The 16,648-nt window shown below is 57.0% G+C and carries 16 protein-coding genes; 11 read left to right on the forward strand and 5 right to left on the reverse strand.

Annotation, left to right across the window (positions count from 1 at the left end; genetic code table 11):
- Nucleotides 1-27 precede the first annotated feature (27 nt).
- From hcaE to CWM52_RS06415, 6 genes are all read left to right on the forward strand, one after another.
- Nucleotides 28-1,389 carry a 3-phenylpropionate/cinnamic acid dioxygenase subunit alpha gene (gene hcaE / locus CWM52_RS06390; RefSeq protein WP_100683335.1) on the forward strand — a complete coding sequence of 454 codons (1,362 nt, stop codon included), beginning with the start codon at nucleotides 28-30 and terminating at the stop codon, nucleotides 1,387-1,389.
- The gene (gene hcaF / locus CWM52_RS06395; protein WP_100683336.1) at nucleotides 1,386-1,904 is read left to right on the forward strand and encodes a 3-phenylpropionate/cinnamic acid dioxygenase subunit beta; all 519 of its coding nucleotides are present in this window, start codon (nucleotides 1,386-1,388) and stop codon (nucleotides 1,902-1,904) included. The genes hcaE and hcaF overlap by 4 nt, the downstream gene beginning before the upstream one ends.
- The gene (gene hcaC / locus CWM52_RS06400; RefSeq protein ID WP_100683337.1) at nucleotides 1,904-2,224 is read left to right on the forward strand and encodes a 3-phenylpropionate/cinnamic acid dioxygenase ferredoxin subunit; all 321 of its coding nucleotides are present in this window, start codon (nucleotides 1,904-1,906) and stop codon (nucleotides 2,222-2,224) included. The genes hcaF and hcaC overlap by 1 nt, the downstream gene beginning before the upstream one ends.
- Entirely contained in the window at nucleotides 2,221-3,033 is an 813-nt protein-coding gene (gene hcaB, locus CWM52_RS06405; RefSeq protein WP_100683338.1) for a 3-phenylpropionate-dihydrodiol/cinnamic acid-dihydrodiol dehydrogenase, read from the forward strand. Before hcaC ends, hcaB begins: the two co-directional genes overlap by 4 nt.
- Before the next feature lie 9 nt (nucleotides 3,034-3,042).
- Complete coding sequence (gene hcaD / locus CWM52_RS06410) at nucleotides 3,043-4,245, forward strand: phenylpropionate dioxygenase ferredoxin reductase subunit (protein ID WP_100683339.1); 1,203 nt, start codon at nucleotides 3,043-3,045, stop codon at nucleotides 4,243-4,245.
- 122 nt (nucleotides 4,246-4,367) lie between these two features.
- Complete coding sequence (locus CWM52_RS06415; protein WP_100683340.1) at nucleotides 4,368-4,790, forward strand: DoxX family protein; 423 nt, start codon at nucleotides 4,368-4,370, stop codon at nucleotides 4,788-4,790.
- Between the two features lie 68 nt (nucleotides 4,791-4,858).
- On the opposite strand, the gene glyA is transcribed toward CWM52_RS06415, so the two are convergent.
- On the reverse strand, nucleotides 4,859-6,112 hold the full coding sequence (gene glyA, locus CWM52_RS06420; RefSeq protein ID WP_100683341.1) for a serine hydroxymethyltransferase: 1,254 nt from the start codon (nucleotides 6,110-6,112) through the stop codon (nucleotides 4,859-4,861).
- A gap of 322 nt (nucleotides 6,113-6,434) precedes the next feature.
- On the opposite strand from glyA, the gene hmpA reads away from it, so the two are divergent.
- Nucleotides 6,435-7,625 (forward strand): NO-inducible flavohemoprotein, encoded by a 1,191-nt coding sequence (hmpA, locus tag CWM52_RS06430; protein WP_100683342.1) that lies wholly within the window; start codon nucleotides 6,435-6,437, stop codon nucleotides 7,623-7,625.
- 47 nt (nucleotides 7,626-7,672) lie between these two features.
- Here hmpA and hutG read toward each other — a convergent pair whose 3' ends face one another.
- The 4 genes from hutG to hutU are packed head-to-tail and all read right to left on the reverse strand — an operon-like array spanning nucleotide 7,673 to nucleotide 12,809.
- Nucleotides 7,673-8,476, reverse strand: a complete 804-nt coding sequence (gene hutG / locus CWM52_RS06435) for an N-formylglutamate deformylase (protein ID WP_100683343.1) — start codon at nucleotides 8,474-8,476, stop codon at nucleotides 7,673-7,675.
- Entirely contained in the window at nucleotides 8,469-9,677 is a 1,209-nt protein-coding gene (gene hutI / locus CWM52_RS06440; RefSeq protein WP_100683344.1) for an imidazolonepropionase, read from the reverse strand. The genes hutG and hutI overlap by 8 nt, the downstream gene beginning before the upstream one ends.
- A gap of 10 nt (nucleotides 9,678-9,687) precedes the next feature.
- Nucleotides 9,688-11,079 (reverse strand): purine-cytosine permease family protein, encoded by a 1,392-nt coding sequence (locus tag CWM52_RS06445; RefSeq protein ID WP_100683345.1) that lies wholly within the window; start codon nucleotides 11,077-11,079, stop codon nucleotides 9,688-9,690.
- 53 nt (nucleotides 11,080-11,132) lie between these two features.
- Nucleotides 11,133-12,809 (reverse strand): urocanate hydratase, encoded by a 1,677-nt coding sequence (gene hutU, locus CWM52_RS06450; RefSeq protein WP_100683346.1) that lies wholly within the window; start codon nucleotides 12,807-12,809, stop codon nucleotides 11,133-11,135.
- Between the two features lie 506 nt (nucleotides 12,810-13,315).
- On the opposite strand from hutU, the gene CWM52_RS06455 reads away from it, so the two are divergent.
- Genes CWM52_RS06455 through CWM52_RS06470 form a run of 4 tightly spaced genes read left to right on the forward strand, consistent with a single transcriptional unit; the run spans nucleotide 13,316 to nucleotide 16,644 of the window.
- On the forward strand, nucleotides 13,316-14,413 hold the full coding sequence (locus CWM52_RS06455) for an ABC transporter ATP-binding protein (RefSeq protein WP_100683347.1): 1,098 nt from the start codon (nucleotides 13,316-13,318) through the stop codon (nucleotides 14,411-14,413).
- Nucleotides 14,410-15,054 (forward strand): ABC transporter permease, encoded by a 645-nt coding sequence (locus CWM52_RS06460; protein WP_100683348.1) that lies wholly within the window; start codon nucleotides 14,410-14,412, stop codon nucleotides 15,052-15,054. Before CWM52_RS06455 ends, CWM52_RS06460 begins: the two co-directional genes overlap by 4 nt.
- Nucleotides 15,055-15,056: 2 nt before the next feature.
- A complete protein-coding gene (locus CWM52_RS06465) occupies nucleotides 15,057-15,737 on the forward strand; it encodes an ABC transporter permease (RefSeq protein ID WP_100683349.1) in 681 nt (226 codons plus the stop codon).
- Nucleotides 15,738-15,768: 31 nt separating this feature from the next.
- Nucleotides 15,769-16,644, forward strand: a complete 876-nt coding sequence (locus CWM52_RS06470) for an ABC transporter substrate-binding protein (protein ID WP_100683350.1) — start codon at nucleotides 15,769-15,771, stop codon at nucleotides 16,642-16,644.
- Nucleotides 16,645-16,648: the final 4 nt, after the last annotated feature.

A 16,648-nucleotide genomic window follows, 5' to 3' on the forward strand; every position in this document is an offset into this window, starting at 1 on the left:
AATACCTCTTACCCACGAGATAATGATATGACCACGAAAACACCTGTAGACATCTACTCACTGATCGACACCCATAACGGTAGCGTGACCCCGCTTATCTATACCGACCCTGATATTTATCAACTGGAGCTTGAGCGTATTTTCGGTCGCTGCTGGCTGTTTCTGGCGCACGAGAGCCAGCTCCCCAAAGCAGGCGACTTTTTTAACACCTACATGGGCGAAGATGCGGTGGTTGTCGTTCGTCAGAAGGATGGCAGCATCAAAGCATTTTTGAACCAATGCCGCCACCGCGCGATGCGCGTAAGTTACGCCGATTGCGGCAACACCAAAGCGTTTACCTGCCCATATCACGGGTGGTCGTACGGTATCAACGGCGAACTGATTGATGTGCCGCTGGAGCCGCGCGCCTACCCGCAAGGGCTGTGTAAATCCCACTGGGGCCTGAACGAAGTGCCCCGCGTTGAGAGTTATAAGGGGTTGATTTTCGCCAACTGGGATACATCTGCCCCCGCGCTGCTGGAATACCTTGGCGATATGAAATGGTATCTGGACGGGATGCTCGATCGCCGCGAAGGCGGCACCGAAATCGTCGGGGGCGTACAGAAATGGCTCATCAACTGCAACTGGAAATTCCCGGCAGAACAGTTCGCCAGCGACCAGTACCACGCCCTCTTCAGCCACGCCTCCGCCGTACAGGTGCTGGGCGTAAAAGATGATGACAGCACCAATCATCTCGGCGCTGGCCAGACCGCGCGCCCGGTGTGGGAAACGGCGAAAGACGCGCTGCAGTTCGGCCAGGATGGTCACGGCAGCGGCTTCTTCTTTACTGAGAAACCGGATGCTAACGTCTGGGTCGATGGCGCAGTCTCCAGCTATTACCGCGATACCTACGAGGAAGCTGAACAGCGGCTGGGCAAGGTGCGCGCCCTGCGTCTGGCGGGTCACAACAATATTTTCCCCACCCTCTCCTGGCTGAACGGCACCGCTACGCTGCGCGTCTGGCATCCGCGCGGGCCAGATCAGGTCGAAGTGTGGGCCTTCTGCATCACCGACAAAGCGGCGTCTGATGAGGTCAAAGCCGCCTTTGAAAACAGCGCTACCCGCGCCTTTGGTCCGGCAGGATTCCTCGAGCAGGACGACTCAGAAAACTGGTGTGAAATTCAAAAACTGCTGAAGGGCAACAAGGCGCGTCACAGCAAGCTCTGTGTGCAAATGGGCCTCGGTCAGGAAAAGCGCCGCGAAGATGGTATTCCGGGCATCACCAACTATATCTTCTCGGAAACCGCCGCGCGCGGGATGTATCAGCGCTGGGCCGATTTGCTCTCCAGCGAAAGCTGGCAGGAAGTGAACGAGAAAACCGCTGCCTGGCAGCAGGAGGTGATGAAATGAGCGCCCCGGTCTCTTTAGAACTGCATCATCGCATCGCCCAGTTTTTGTATCTGGAAGCCTCACTGCTGGACGACTGGCGCTTTCGCGACTGGCTGGCTCAACTCGACGACGAGGTAGTCTATACCATGCGCACGACGGTGAATGCGCAAACCCGCGATCGTCGCAAAGGCAAGCAGCCGCCGACGACCTGGATTTTCAACGACAACAAAGATCAGCTTGAATGTCGCATCGCCCGTCTCGAGACAGGAATGGCGTGGGCGGAGGAACCGCCGTCGCGCACCCGCCATATGGTCAGCAATATTCAAATCACCGAAACTGACCAGGCCGATGTGTTTGCCGTGCGCGTCAACTACCTGCTGTATCGCGCCCAGAAAGAGCGCGACGAAACCTTTTACATTGGAACGCGCATTGACAAAGTGCGACGCCTGGATGGCGAACAGTGGCGTCTGCTGGCACGCGAAATCGTGCTCGACCAGGCAGTGATCACCTCCCACAACCTGAGTGTATTGTTCTGATGAGCCGTGTATTTGCCTGCTCCACCGAGGAGCTGCCGGAGGGTGAAGCGCTCCGGCTGGAAACATCCCCTGTCATTGCCCTGTTTCACGTTGGCGGGGAATTTTATGCCATTAACGATCGTTGCAGCCACGGCAACGCATCAATGTCCGAGGGATATCTGGAAGACGATGCGACCGTGGAGTGCCCGCTGCACGCCGCCAGCTTTTGTCTGAAAACCGGTAAAGCCATGTGCCTGCCCGCCACCGATCCCGTCGCCACTTACCCGGTTTATGTCGAAGGCGGCGAGGTATTTGTTGATATCCCGGAGGAAGCGCAATGAGCGATTTAAAAGATGAAGTGATTTTTATCACCGGCGGCGGCTCCGGTTTGGGGCTGGCGCTGATCGAGCGTTTTATTGAAGAGGGCGCGAACGTGGCCACGCTGGAACTGTCCGCCGCCAAAGTCGCCAGTCTGCGTCAGCGTTTCGGCGAGCATGTGCTGGCGGTGGAAGGTAACGTCACCTGCTACGCCGACTATCAGCGTGCCGTCGAGCAGATCCTGATCCGATTCGGCAAGCTGGACTGTTTCATCGGCAACGCGGGCTTATGGGATCACAACGCCTCGCTGGTCACGACCCCCGCCGATGCCCTGGAGAGCGGCTTCCACGAGTTGTTTAACGTCAACGTATTAGGTTATTTACTGGGCGCGAAAGCCTGCGCACAGGCGCTGATTGCCAGCGAAGGCAGCATGATTTTCACCCTGTCGAATGCAGCATGGTACCCCGGCGGCGGCGGCCCGCTCTACACCGCCAGCAAACATGCCGCCACCGGGTTAATTCGCCAGCTCGCCTACGAACTGGCACCGAAAGTACGCGTGAACGGTGTCGGGCCATGCGGGATGGCAAGCGACCTGCGCGGCCCGCAGGCCCTGGGACAGAGCGACACCTCGATTATGCAGTCGCTAACAGCGGAGAAAATTGCCGCCATTCTACCGCTGCAATTTTTCCCTGCCCCGGCTGACTTCACCGGACCTTACGTCATGCTGGCGTCGCGGCGCAACAATCGGACGTTAAGTGGCGTGATGATCAATGCTGATGCCGGCCTGGCAATTCGTGGCATCCGCCACGTTGCCGCCGGACTGGATCTCTAAGGAGACACCATGAATAATGAAATCATTGCCATTATTGGCGGTGGTCAGGCCGCCGCGATGGCGGCGGCGTCTCTACGCCAGCAGGGGTTCAGCGGCGAACTGCATCTCTTTTCGGATGAGCCGCACTTGCCCTATGAGCGCCCGCCATTGTCGAAAGCAATGCTGCTGGACGATAGCCCGCAGCTTCAGCCGGTGCTTGCCGCCGAGTGGTGGCAGGCGAATAACGTGCAATTACATTCAGGAGTGACGATTCGCCAGCTTGATCGCCAGGCGAAAACGGTGATTCTGGCAGAGGGTCAAACCTACCGCTGGACGAAACTGCTCATCGCAACCGGCGCGGCAGCGCGCCCGCTGCCGTTGCTGGACAAGCTGGGCGACCGTTGCTTCACGCTGCGCCATGCCAACGATGCTGCACGCCTGCGCCCTGTGCTGGAGGCAGGAAAATCGCTGGTGATTGTTGGTGCGGGAACCATTGGCCTGGAGCTGGCCGCCAGCGCCACCCTGCGCGGCTGTCAGGTCACGGTGATTGAACTTGGGCCGACGGTAATGGGTCGCAATGCCCCGCCGCCTGTGCGCGACTACCTGATACATCGCCACCAGCAAGCCGGCGTGCGTTTGCTGCTCAACAGCGCTATTGAACGCATTGAGGCGAGCGACAACCTGACGCTGACGCTACAGAGCGGCGAACAACTTCAGGCCGACGCCGTGATTTACGGTATCGGTATCGTCGCGAACGACGCCCTCGCCCGTGACGCCGGGCTGGAAACGGCCAACGGCATTGTGGTGGACGAACGCTGTAACACCTCCGATCCTGCTATTTTCGCTGCCGGAGATGTGGCCTTGACGCGTCTGGCCGATGGCACCCTGCATCGCGTTGAAAGCTGGGAAAACGCCAACGTTCAGGCGCAAATCGCCGCGGCAGCCATGTTGGGGCAGGAGCTACCTGTCGCGGCGCCGGGCTGGTTCTGGACCGATCAATTCAGCGACAATTTGCAGTTCGTCGGGGATATGCAGGGTGAAAGCTGGTGTTGTCGGGGCGACCCTGAGCAGAAAAAAGCAATTTGGTTGCAGTTACGTGGCGGTAAGTTAGTCGGGGCCGTTGCGCTCAATCAGGGGCGCGAAGTGCGCGTACTGCGCAAGCTGATTCAATCGGGCAAACCGCTTTCGATTGAAGCATTGACCGATGAGAGTATTGCGCTTAAATCTCTGTAAGGCCGGGTTAAAAGGTCGCGCTGCGACCTTTTGCGTATTTGACAAACATAACGGTACATAGCATGGCAGAGTGCCTCATTGTGTATTACGTTTAAATCACGCACCTTCACAACGGATTGATTATGAACACGCTACGCTATTTCGACTTTGGCTCTTCCCGTTCTGTTCTGCTGCTGATCGCCCGTATTGCCGTCGTGCTGCTGTTTATTATATTTGGCTATCCCAAACTGATGGGCTTTAGCGGTACGGTACAATATATGGCCTCCTCCGGCGCTCCGCTTCCGACGCTATCGGCTATTATCGCGATTTTGATGGAGGTTCCGGCGGCGATCCTGATTGTCCTCGGTTTCTTCACCCGCCCGCTGGCGGTTATCTTTATTTTTTACACGCTCGGCACGGCCGTCATTGGCCATCATTACTGGGATATGAGCGGTGATGCCGTACTTCCCAATATGATTAACTTCTACAAAAACATCAGTATCGCTGGAGCCTTCTTGCTTCTGGCCATCACGGGTCCGGGCGCTATCTCCCTCGACCGTCGTTAATCTCTGCACGCCGAACGTAAAAAAGGCCGCACTGGCGGCCTTTTTCTCTACGCTTGCGTCGTTAAACGTTACGCATAAACCGGGAAGCGCGCGCAGATATCCAGCACTTTCCCCTTCACGCTCTCAATGACCGCTTCGTCATTGATGTTGTCCAGCACGTCGCACATCCAGCCGGCCAGCTCTTTTACTTCCGCTTCTTTAAAGCCGCGACGGGTGACCGCCGGAGAACCGATACGGATACCGGAGGTCACAAACGGGCTCTTCGGATCGTTCGGCACGCTGTTTTTATTGACGGTGATGTTAGCACGGCCCAGCGCAGCGTCAGCTTCTTTACCGGTCAGGTTTTTATCGACCAGATCCAGCAGGAACAGGTGGTTTTCAGTCCCGCCGGACACCACTTTGTAGCCGCGGCTCAGGAACACTTCCACCATCGCTTTGGCGTTTTTCGCAACCTGCTGCTGGTAGACTTTGAACTCTGGCTCCATCGCTTCTTTCAGCGCCACCGCTTTACCCGCGATAACGTGCATCAGCGGGCCGCCCTGAGCGCTAGGGAATACGGCAGAGTTCAGTTTTTTGTACAGCTCTTCGCTACCGCCCTTCGCCAGGATCAGGCCGCCGCGCGGACCCGCCAGGGTTTTATGGGTCGTGGTCGTGACAACGTGAGCATGTGGAACCGGGTTCGGGTAAACGCCTGCGGCAATCAGACCCGCAACGTGGGCCATATCAACGAACAGGTATGCGCCGATGCTGTCAGCGATTTCACGCATTTTTGCCCAGTCAACGATACCGGAGTAAGCGGAGAAACCACCGATGATCATTTTCGGTTTGTGTTCCTGAGCCTGCTTCGCCATGTCTGCATAGTCGATTTTACCCGACTCATCGATGCCGTAAGGAATGATGTTGTACAGTTTGCCGGAGAAGTTAACCGGGGAGCCGTGAGTCAGGTGACCGCCTTGCGCCAGGTTCATACCCAGAACGGTATCGCCCGGTTGCAGCAGCGCGGTGTAGACCGCGAAGTTAGCCTGAGAGCCGGAGTGCGGCTGCACGTTCGCGTAGTCAGCACCAAACAGTTCTTTTGCACGGTCAATCGCCAGTTGTTCAACGATATCAACGTATTCGCAACCGCCGTAGTAACGCTTGCCCGGATACCCTTCGGCATATTTATTGGTCAGCTGAGAACCCTGTGCCTGCATAACACGCGGACTGGTGTAGTTCTCGGAGGCGATCAGTTCGATGTGCTCTTCCTGACGTACTTTTTCCTGCTCCATAGCCTGCCACAGTTCGGCATCATAATCGGCAATGTTCATTTCACGCTTTAACATCCGCATCTCCTGCTCAGCTAACAATAAATTACAGCTCTAAAAGGGGGCCTTTTTGGGCGACGGCCCACAGTATAACCGAATCGTTCTGTGATAACAGGTCTTGACAAATGATTTTACGCAAACGATTGGCTACCCATGACACAAGGCTTTGAGCAATAACGACTCAACGATTATCAACGGATTTCTTTTCAGGTTTGTGATGCAAATTGTTCATGTTGTTAGCGCGACGGGGAAAAGCGTTAAGGAACCATTTACAGTGCAGGGTTATTTTTATAAGATGCATATAAAATACATCATTTAAATAACATCAAAGGAAGCTGCTATGCTCGACGCCCAAACCATCGCAACGGTTAAAGCCACTATTCCCCTGCTCGTCGAAACAGGACCTAAGCTGACCGCCCATTTTTACGATCGCATGTTTGCCCATAACCCGGAGCTCAAAGAGATCTTCAACATGGGCAACCAGCGTAACGGCGATCAGCGTGAAGCGCTGTTTAATGCCATTGCCGCTTATGCCAGCAATATCGACAATCTGCCTGTCCTGCTGCCTGCCGTCGAGAAAATCGCGCAGAAACACACCAGCTTCCAGATCAAACCAGAACAGTACAACATTGTCGGCGGCCATCTGCTGGCGACGCTCGACGAGATGTTCAGTCCGGGCCAGGAAGTGCTTGACGCATGGGGCAAAGCCTACGGCGTGTTGGCCAATGTTTTTATTCATCGTGAATCTGAAATCTACCAGGCTAACGCTGGCAAAACCGGCGGCTGGGAAGGCACGCGCGCGTTTCGTATCGTGAAGAAAACCCCGCGTAGCGCCCTGATTACCAGCTTCGATCTGGAGCCGGTAGACGGCCAGCCGGTGGCGGATTACCAGCCGGGCCAGTATCTGGCGATTTGGCTGAAACCGCAGGAGTTTGCATATCAGGAAATTCGCCAGTACTCGTTGACCCGCAAGCCAGACGGCAAAGGCTACCGAATTGCGGTTAAACGCGAAAACGGCGGCCAGGTCTCAAACTGGCTGCACAACGCGTCGCAGGAAGGGGATATCGTGCATCTGGCTGCGCCGGCGGGAGACTTCTTCCTCGCCGTTGAGCCAAAAACGCCGGTGACGCTTATCTCCGGCGGCGTCGGCCAGACGCCGATGCTGGCAATGCTCGACACGCTGGCAAAAACGCAGCATACGGCCCAGGTGAACTGGTTCCATGCGGCGGAAAATGGCGATGTCCATGCGTTTGCCGACGAGGTTGCCACGCTCGGCGCCAGCCTGCCTCAATTCACCTCCCATATCTGGTATCGCACGCCGACCGAAGCCGACCGCCAGGCGGCACGCTTTAACAGCGAAGGTCTGATGATGTTATCGGATCTGGCTGACACGCTGCGCGACCCGCAGATGCAGTTCTATCTGTGCGGCCCGGTAGCCTTTATGCAACATGCGGCGAAACAGCTGGTGGCGCTGGGCGTTAATCGCGACAACATTCACTACGAATGTTTTGGCCCACATAAAGTGATATAACCCGTCCTCCCGATCGGCCGTGCCGATCGGGAGTGGTTCAGCCACGTTCAGGGAGCGCCATACTGCTCTCGTCCCCACTGCAACGCGGTATTAATCAACCGCTCCAGCAACTGCTGCGCCTGCTGCCCTTTCTCCGGAAGATAGGCAAAGCTCTCTTCATCCATATAGCTGCACTGAGCCATTTCCAGCTGTACCGCATGAATATGGTTCGCGGGATCGCCGTAGTGGCGGGTGATATATCCACCTTTAAAGCGGCCGTTAAGTATCCGGCTGTACTGCGGGAACGCCTCGCAGCCTGCCAGCAGCGCCTGACTGAGCTGCGTCGAACAGCTGGCACCGTCCGCCGTACCGAAGTTCAGATCCGGCAGGCGCCCTTCGAACAAGCGCGGTACCACGGATTTAATCGAGTGCGCATCCCACAACAGCGCATAGCCAAATTTCTCACGCAGGCGCGCCAGTTCAGCGGCCAGCGCCTGGTGATAAGGCTGCCAGACGTGTTTTAAGATAGCCTCTTTCGCCGCCGCGTCAGGCGCGCCGCCCGGCACAAACAGGGCTTCGCCGTCAAAAAAGATATCGGTAAACAGTCCGGTCGTCGCCGTGCTGTAGAGCGGTTTATCATCGGCCGGGCGATTGATATCCACCACATAGCGGGAATAACGGGCGCATAGCGTGCTGGCCCCCATGTCGGCGATGGTCTGATAGAGCACAGGAATATGCCAGTCGGTATCTTCCAGACGTTTCGCCCTCGGCGTGAGTCCCTGGGCGACTTCGGGGGTTAATAACGTTCCCGGATGGGGCATACTGACCAGCAGCGGCAGGTTCCCCTGCCGCAAATCAAACGCCTTAATCACAATAAACCTCCTTACCTTGATAAATCACCTGTTTCGAAAGGGAGCCCCCCAGCCAGTAGCTCAGCTCCGCCGGATGGGCAATATCCCACGCCACAAAGCTGGCCTCTTTTCCGGCTTCCAGAGAACCGCAAACCGCATCCAGCCCCAGCGCCTTCGCGCCGTTAAGCGTCACCCCAGCCAACGCCTCTTCCGGCGTCATGCGAAACAGCGTACAGGCCATATTCATCATCAGGCGCAGGGACAATACCGGCGAGGTGCCGGGATTTAAATCGCTGGCGAGGGCAATCGGCACCCGGTACTGGCGCAGCAGATCCAGCGGCGGTAGCTGTTTCTCACGCAGGAAGTAATAGGCGCCCGGCAGCAGTACCGCCACCGTCCCATGGCGAGCCATCGCGGCGATATCTTCTTCGCACAAATATTCCAGATGATCCGCCGACAGCGCGTGGTAGCGAGCGGCCAACGCCGCCCCATGCTGTCGCGTCAACTGCTCGGCATGGAGCTTCACTGGCAGCCCCAGCTCCCGGGCCTTCTGAAAGACCCGTTCCACCTGCGAGGGCGAAAACGCCAGGTGTTCGCAGAACGCATCCACCGCATCCACCAACCCTTCCTGATGCAGGTCCGGCAGCAGTTGTTCGCAAATAGAGTCAATCCAGGCATCTGCCCGATCCTGATACTCGACGGGCACCGCATGGGCCGCCAGACAGGTACTGCGCACGGTCAGCGGCAATGTATCGCCTAAACGGCGGATCACCCGCAGCATTTTACGTTCGTTAGCCAGGTCCAGGCCGTAGCCGGATTTAATTTCCAGCGCCGTTACGCCGTCCCGGCACAACGCCCCGATACGCTGTCTCGCGCTCTCCAGCAACTGGCTTTCGCTGGCCTGTCGCGTGGCGTTGACCGTACTGGCGATACCGCCGCCGGCGGCCGCGATCTCCGCATAGCTCGCCCCGTTAAGACGCATTTCAAATTCCCGGGCCCGGTCGCCGCCAAACACCGCGTGGCTATGACAATCCACCAGCCCCGGCGTGACCACCCGGCCCTGCAAATCCACCCGCTGCGTGACGGGTAGGTCCGGCAGTTCCGCCCGCTTGCCGACCCATAACAGCGCTGCGCCGTCGGTCAGCATCGCGCCATCGTCAAGCAACTGATAATGACCCGCGGCCATGGTGGCAATCCGGCAGTGGTGCCAAAGGGTATACATGGCGTTCTCCTTAACGACTGATGGCGGCACCGGCCGTCGCTGCGGACTGCGTTTTGCGCAGGACATAGTAGAGCGCCGCCGGAAGCGCCAGTCCGATGAGCCAGGAGATATCGATACCGCCCAGCATCTTCACGAACGGGCCGGAATAGAATCCACTATCAATAAACGGCGTCTGTACCGCCACTCCGACGAGATAAACCCCGATCCCCGTCACGTTCCACGCCCGGTATTTCCCGTTCGGATCGTTCAGCGCCTCCATATCTATCGCCTGGTGATTAAAGAAATAGTAATCCACCAGGTTAATCGCGCTCCACGGTGTAAAGAAAGTCAACAGGAATAGCAGGAAGGATTTAAACGCCGACAGGAAAGAGTGCTGCCCAATAATTGCGATACCGGTCGCCAGGGTAATAATCACCGCCAGCACCAGCAGACGCACCGACTGGCTCACGCGCACTCGCTGCTTCCCGCAGCTGTACACCGTCGCCAGGCACATCAGGCTACCGTAGGCATTCAGGGTATTGATAGTCAGTTTACCAAACGCGATGCTCAGATAGAGCAGCGTGGCAATTGCGCCAGTGCCGCCGAGGCCGACGATATAGTCCACCTCATGACCGACCAGTTTTCCCTGCGAGAGCGCGGCAGCCAGCACCCCGACGGTCATGGCGATTTGTGCGCCAATGACCGAACCGCTCCCGACGGCGAAAAAGACCTTCCCGGGAGAGGTGCTGCGCGGCAGATAGCGGGAATAATCGGCAACATAGGGGCCAAAGGTGATCTGCCAGGAGGCCGCAAGGCCGGTGGCGGTTAAAAACGTGCTCCAGCTAAAGGGCCGGACACTCAGCAGCTCGCCAATAGCCGGAAAAGAGCTGATTTTCCACAGCAGATAGAGAAACGCGATAATCCCTACCACGCTCGCCAGCTTACCCAACAGGTGGATCAAGCGATAGCCGACATAAGCGATAACCAGCGTGGCGGCAGCAAAAAGCAGAATGCCGCTGGTTTCCGTGGTATGGAAAACCGCCGAAATCGCCTGACCGGACAGCACCGCCCCGGTGGCGATAAAACCCAGGTACATCAGGCAGACCAGCAGAATCGGCAGGCAGGCGCCGTAGACGCCAAACTGCACCCTACTGCTGATCATCTGCGGTATCCCCAACTGCGGCCCTTGCGCGGCATGCAATGCCATCACAATCCCGCCAGCAATCTGTCCCAGCATCAGACCGGCCAGCGACCAGAAAACATCCCCGCCGAATACAATAGTTAAGGCGCCGGTGACCATGGCGGTGATTTGCAGGTTAGCCCCCAGCCACAGGGTGAACTGGCTAAAAATGCTACCGTGGCGTTCACTGTCAGGGATGGGCTCAATCGAGCGTGTTTCGATGTATGTGGTGTTGTTATTCATAGCAGCACTCCGGTCAGGGCGAAGGGGATACATTGCCCCCTTCGCCGGAGAAATTAATCCGCGATCATTGGCAGGTTGAGTCCTTGCTCTCTGGCGCATTCAATCGCGATGTCGTAACCCGCATCCGCATGGCGCATCACGCCGGTGGCCGGGTCGTTGCTCAGCACCCGGGCGATGCGCTCCGCCGCTGCATCGCTGCCGTCGCAGACAATGACCACGCCGGAGTGCTGGGAGAAGCCCATCCCTACGCCGCCGCCATGGTGCAGAGAAACCCAGGTCGCGCCACTGGCGGTATTCAGCAGCGCGTTCAGCAACGGCCAGTCGGACACTGCGTCGGAGCCGTCCTGCATCGCTTCGGTTTCGCGGTTAGGGCTGGCAACGGAGCCGGAGTCAAGATGATCGCGGCCGATCACTACCGGCGCCGACAGCTCACCGCTGCGGACCATTTCATTAAACGCCAGGCCCAGACGGGCGCGTTGCCCCAGACCGACCCAGCAGATGCGGGCTGGCAGCCCCTGGAAGCTGATGCGCTCTCTGGCCATATCCAGCCAGTGGTGGAGGTGTTCGTCGTCGGGGATCAGCTCTTTGACTTTCGCATCGGTGCGGTAGATATCCTCCGGATCGCCGGAAAGCGCCGCCCAGCGGAACGGGCCAATCCCCCGGCAGAACAGCGGACGAATATAGGCGGGAACAAAGCCTGGGAAGTCAAACGCGTTTTCCACCCCCATCTCTTTCGCCATCTGGCGGATGTTGTTGCCGTAATCGAAGGTGGGAATGCCCTGCTGCTGGAAGGCGAGCATGGCTTTAACGTGTTCAGCCATTGAGGCTTTCGCCGCGTGGATCGTCTCCACCGGGTGGGACTGCGCGCGAGCGCGGTAGTCTTCCCAGCTCATGCCCAGCGGCAGATAGCCGTTAAGGGGATCGTGTGCGCTGGTCTGGTCGGTCACCATGTCCGGGCGCACGCCGCGTCTTACCAGCTCCGGTAAAATTTCCGCCGCGTTGCCATGCAGCGCGATGGATACCGCTTCTCCTTTTGCGGTATAGCGGGCGATACGGGCCAGGGCGTCATCCAGATCGCTGGCCTGCTCATCGACATAGCGGGTACGCAGACGGAAGTCGATACGCGACTGCTGACATTCAATATTCAGCGAACAGGCTCCCGCCAGGGTTGCGGCCAGCGGCTGAGCGCCGCCCATGCCCCCCAGACCCGCGGTCAGCACCCAGCGTCCGCGCAGGCTACCGTTATAGTGTTGGCGCCCGGCTTCCACAAACGTTTCGTAAGTGCCCTGAACAATGCCCTGACTGCCGATGTAGATCCATGAGCCGGCCGTCATTTGCCCGTACATCGCCAGACCTTTTGCATCAAGCTCGTTGAAGTGCTCCCAGTTTGCCCAGTGCGGCACGAGGTTCGAGTTGGCGATCAGCACCCGTGGGGCGTTGTCGTGAGTTTTGAAAACCCCCACCGGTTTACCGGACTGGATCAACAGCGTTTCATCATCATTGAGCTGCTTCAGGGTCTCAACGATCTTGTCGTAGCATTCCCAGTTGCGCGCCGCCCGGCCAATACCGCCGTACACCACCAGCTCTTTGGGATTTTCGGCGACATCGGGATCCAGGTTGTTCATCAGCATGCGCAGCGGCGCCTCTGTGAACCAACTTTTTGCGTTCAGCTTAGTGCCTCGCGGGGCTCTGATTTCAACATCGCGAAAACGGGTTGCTTGTTTACTCATGCGCTTCACCTTCTTATCCGTTGCCTGATTCATGTTACTTGATTGTTAAATTTGTGATTGACACTTTAATTGTATATACATGATAAGCATATTGGATGCCAGGTTAGCAATTAATTTATAAAATCAAATAAATTCAACTAATTAAGATAAAAACATAAAAATATGCTGCGCACAACCTCGTGGATAACATCATGATGATGAGCCATAACGGTGCAAAAAAATGCCTCAACGCATTATTTTTGTGCAACAAAACATCACAAAAAGATAACATCAATGCATTTTCGACCCCGCCATGACCTCTCACCTCGCTAAAAATTGCGCGACCAGAAAGCACCATAAAAAACTAAACATTTGTTTTTAAATGACTAAATAGTCATTCGTTTGCAGCAACTCCTGGTAATGGCACAAGTTTTGCTAGTTGTACATACAAGATTATACATAGCAGCATTTGTCGCATGATTCCCCTGCATACGGGAACACAACACACAACAATCAGAGGCGTGAAGATGATTACCTTCCAGAATGTGACTAAGCACTACGGCAACGGTTCGGTCGTAGTAGACGGCCTTAGCCTGGTAGCGCCGGGAGGCAAAATTACGGTATTTGTCGGCCCTTCGGGCTGTGGAAAAACCACCTCATTGCGGATGATCAACCGCTTAGTGGAGCCGTCATCGGGCCGAATCCTGCTTAACGGCGAAGCCACCGAGCAAATGGATATCGTGCAACTGCGCCGCCGTATTGGCTATGTCATTCAAAACGCTGGTTTATTTCCCCACAAAAACATTATCGATAATATTGCCACCACCGCGATTCTCAACGGCGCCGCCAAAAGTAAAGCCAGAGCCAGAGCCGGGGAATTGCTGGAAGTCGTCGGTCTGGATCCGCAAATCGCCAAACGCTTTCCCTGGCAGCTTTCCGGAGGCCAGCAGCAGCGCGTGGGCGTCGCCCGCGCCCTGGCGGCCGACCCGGAGTTTATGTTGATGGACGAACCGTTCAGCGCGGTCGACCCGGTGGTTCGCGAACAGCTGCAGGAAGAGTTTTTGCGTATTCAGAAAGAGGTGAGCAAAACCATCATTATGGTCACTCACGATATTGATGAGGCGATGAAGCTCGGCGACCTGGTCGCGGTACTCAAACCCGGCGGCAAACTGGCGCAGATGGCCTCCCCAGGCAAACTGCTCAATACGCCGCAAAACGCCTTTGTGGCGGACTTTATTGGCAAAGACAGAGGCTATCGCAAACTGAGTTTCCACTCCGCCAACACCGGAACCGCGTTACGCAACGAGCCCTATGCCGAGCTGGACTGTTCCTTCGAGCAGGCCAAAGAGATGGCCATCGACCGCTGGCTGTTGGTTACCCAAAACGGCAAAGCGTTTGGCTGGTTCGACACCCATCAGCCGGCAACGGCGATTACGCTCGACAACATCAATCTGGGGGCGACGTTCCACCAGCAGGGAAGCCCGTTGCGCCATTTGCTGGACGCTGCGCTGAGTTCTCCCAACCACCGGGCCGTGATCGTCGATGAACGGCAAATCCCGCAGGGGACTATCCACCTCGATCAGGTACTCGATATGTGTAAATCCACGCGCCAGGAGGGAGCATGAGATTCGATTGGCTATGGGCGCAGAGCGATAAAATCTTCAACCTGCTTCTCTGGCACAGCTATCTCTCGATTGTGCCGGTAGTGATAGGGTTAATTCTGGCGATCCCGGTGGGCTGGGGCATTCACAACCTGCCATCGGTCAAGTCGGCGATCATTAACCTGTTTGGCCTGCTGTATACCATTCCGTCCCTGGCGCTGTTTGTGCTGCTGCCCCCGCTGCTCCACACGCAGATTCTGGACCCCATTAATGTGGTGGTCGCTCTGACCATCTACAGCTTTGCGCTGCTGGTTCGCACCGTCTGCGACGGGCTGGACTCCGTATCGGCCGATACCCGTCAGTCCGCGGCGGCACTCGGCTATAAGCCCGCCCAGCAGTTTTTCCAGATTGACCTGCCGCTGGCCGTGCCGGTGATTGGTTCCGGCCTGCGCGTGGCCGTGGTGTCTAACGTCAGTATCGTTTCCGTCGCGGCATTGATCGGCGCGCCGCAGCTCGGCTCGCTGTTTACCCAGGGCTTCCAGCTGCAATTTCTGCCCCCCATCATCGCCGGGATCGTACTCAGCATCATTCTGGCGCTGCTGCTGGATATTCTGGTGGTTTACGCCACTCGTCAACTCAGCCGCTGGCAACCTCAGAGAGGATAATTATGCTTACCTGGTTCCTGGATCCGACCCACTGGTTTGGCGAGGGCGGCATTTTCACCCTTCTGGCGCAGCACATCAGCTATAGCGTTGTCGCGCTGGCGATCGCCTTTATCATCGCGTTTCCCGTCGGCTGTTACACCGGCCATACCGGCAAAGGGGAAGGGCTGCTCATCGGTACCACCAACGCCCTGCGCTCCCTGCCCTCATTTGGGCTGATTATTCTGCTGGTGATTTTACTTTCCGGCGAGTTTGAGTCCGATATGGCGTTTATTCTGCCCTGTATTCTGGTGCTGGTGGCGCTGGCGCTCCCGCCGATTGCCCTGGGCGTGCATGCGGGTATCCGCTCGCTCGATCCCTATGTCCTTGATGCCGCTCGCGGCATGGGGCTGACGCGGCTGCAGATCCTGCTACAGGTAGAGTTGCCCTGCGCGCTTCCGCTGATCCTCTCCGGCGTGCGCAGCGCCACGTTGCAGATTATTTCAACCGCCACCATCGCAGCCTATGTCTCGCTGGGGGGGCTTGGACGTCTGATTATCGACGGACGCGCGGCGAACGATTTCAGCCAGATGACCGCCGGCGCCATGCTGGTGGCGCTGCTGGCTTTACTGATCGACTGCTTGTTCTCTTTCTCGCAAAAAATGGTCGTTTCACCCGGTATTACCCGGCGTATTAAAAACCAATAACCTCACTCCACCGATCAAAAGGGTATTTACGATGAATATGAAAAAAAGTGTTTTGACGCTGTGTTCGGCTCTGCTGCTGTCGGCGACCTCATCGGCCTGGGCCGCGCCGAAAGTCATTGTCGGTTCTGCGGACTTCCCGGAAAGCCAGCTGCTGGGCACCATTTATGCGGGAGCGTTAGAAGCGCAACACATCCCGGTGGAGAAAAAGCTCAATATCGGCAGCCGTGAGGTGTATATCCCGGCGCTGCTGGACGGCTCCATCACGCTAATCCCGGAGTACAGCGGCGCGCTGTTGAGCTATCTGGATGCGAAAAATGAGGCCCACGGCAGCCAGGACGTCGCCAGAGAGCTGGCCGCTAAGCTGCCAGAGAAGGTCAAAATGCTGGAGATCTCCCAGGCTCAGGATATCGACGTTCTGGCCGTGACGCAGAAAACCGCCGATAAATATAAACTGAAAACCATCGCCGATTTACAGCCGGTTGCCAGCCAACTGGTTCTGGGCGGCCCGGCTGAATGGAAAACCCGCCATGAGGGGCTCTCCGGCCTGCGCGAAGTGTACGGGCTGAACTTTAAGAGCTTTAAAGTGCTGGACGTCGGCGGACCGCTGACGCTCAGCGCCATGAAAAATAACCAGGTCCAGGTAGCCGATCTGCTTTCAACCTCGCCCGCAATCAAAAAAGATCGCCTTGTGGTGCTGGAAGACACCAAACATCTGTTCGCGGCGCAAAATATTGTGCCCATCGTCGCCAGCGCGGCGCTGAATGACACCGTGACCACTACCCTGAATAAAGTCTCCGCCCAGCTAACGACGGAAGATCTGATCGACATGAACGAGCAAATTGCCGAATTTGTCAGCATCGACGATATCGCGCATCAGTGGCTGGTAAAACACGGATTTAGCCAATAAGGTC

Origin of the sequence: Raoultella sp. T31 (genome assembly GCF_002806725.1) — a bacterium.
In the GTDB taxonomy this organism is placed as follows: Bacteria; Pseudomonadota; Gammaproteobacteria; order Enterobacterales; family Enterobacteriaceae; genus Klebsiella; species Klebsiella electrica.

Bases quoted from the DNA above. Each gene is read 5' to 3' on its own strand.
- hmpA (WP_100683342.1), top strand. From the start codon at position 6,435: ATGCTCGACGCCCAAACCATCGCAACGGTTAAAGCCACTATTCCCCTG.
- CWM52_RS06455 (WP_100683347.1), top strand. From the start codon at position 13,316: ATGATTACCTTCCAGAATGTGACTAAGCACTACGGCAACGGTTCGGTC.
- CWM52_RS06470 (WP_100683350.1), top strand. From the start codon at position 15,769: ATGAATATGAAAAAAAGTGTTTTGACGCTGTGTTCGGCTCTGCTGCTG.
- hcaC (WP_100683337.1), top strand. From the start codon at position 1,904: ATGAGCCGTGTATTTGCCTGCTCCACCGAGGAGCTGCCGGAGGGTGAA.
- hutU (WP_100683346.1), bottom strand. From the start codon at position 12,809: ATGAGTAAACAAGCAACCCGTTTTCGCGATGTTGAAATCAGAGCCCCG.
- glyA (WP_100683341.1), bottom strand. From the start codon at position 6,112: ATGTTAAAGCGTGAAATGAACATTGCCGATTATGATGCCGAACTGTGG.
- hcaF (WP_100683336.1), top strand. From the start codon at position 1,386: ATGAGCGCCCCGGTCTCTTTAGAACTGCATCATCGCATCGCCCAGTTT.
- CWM52_RS06465 (WP_100683349.1), top strand. From the start codon at position 15,057: ATGCTTACCTGGTTCCTGGATCCGACCCACTGGTTTGGCGAGGGCGGC.
- CWM52_RS06445 (WP_100683345.1), bottom strand. From the start codon at position 11,079: ATGAATAACAACACCACATACATCGAAACACGCTCGATTGAGCCCATC.
- hutI (WP_100683344.1), bottom strand. From the start codon at position 9,677: ATGTATACCCTTTGGCACCACTGCCGGATTGCCACCATGGCCGCGGGT.
- CWM52_RS06460 (WP_100683348.1), top strand. From the start codon at position 14,410: ATGAGATTCGATTGGCTATGGGCGCAGAGCGATAAAATCTTCAACCTG.
- hcaE (WP_100683335.1), top strand. From the start codon at position 28: ATGACCACGAAAACACCTGTAGACATCTACTCACTGATCGACACCCAT.
- CWM52_RS06415 (WP_100683340.1), top strand. From the start codon at position 4,368: ATGAACACGCTACGCTATTTCGACTTTGGCTCTTCCCGTTCTGTTCTG.
- hcaD (WP_100683339.1), top strand. From the start codon at position 3,043: ATGAATAATGAAATCATTGCCATTATTGGCGGTGGTCAGGCCGCCGCG.
- hcaB (WP_100683338.1), top strand. From the start codon at position 2,221: ATGAGCGATTTAAAAGATGAAGTGATTTTTATCACCGGCGGCGGCTCC.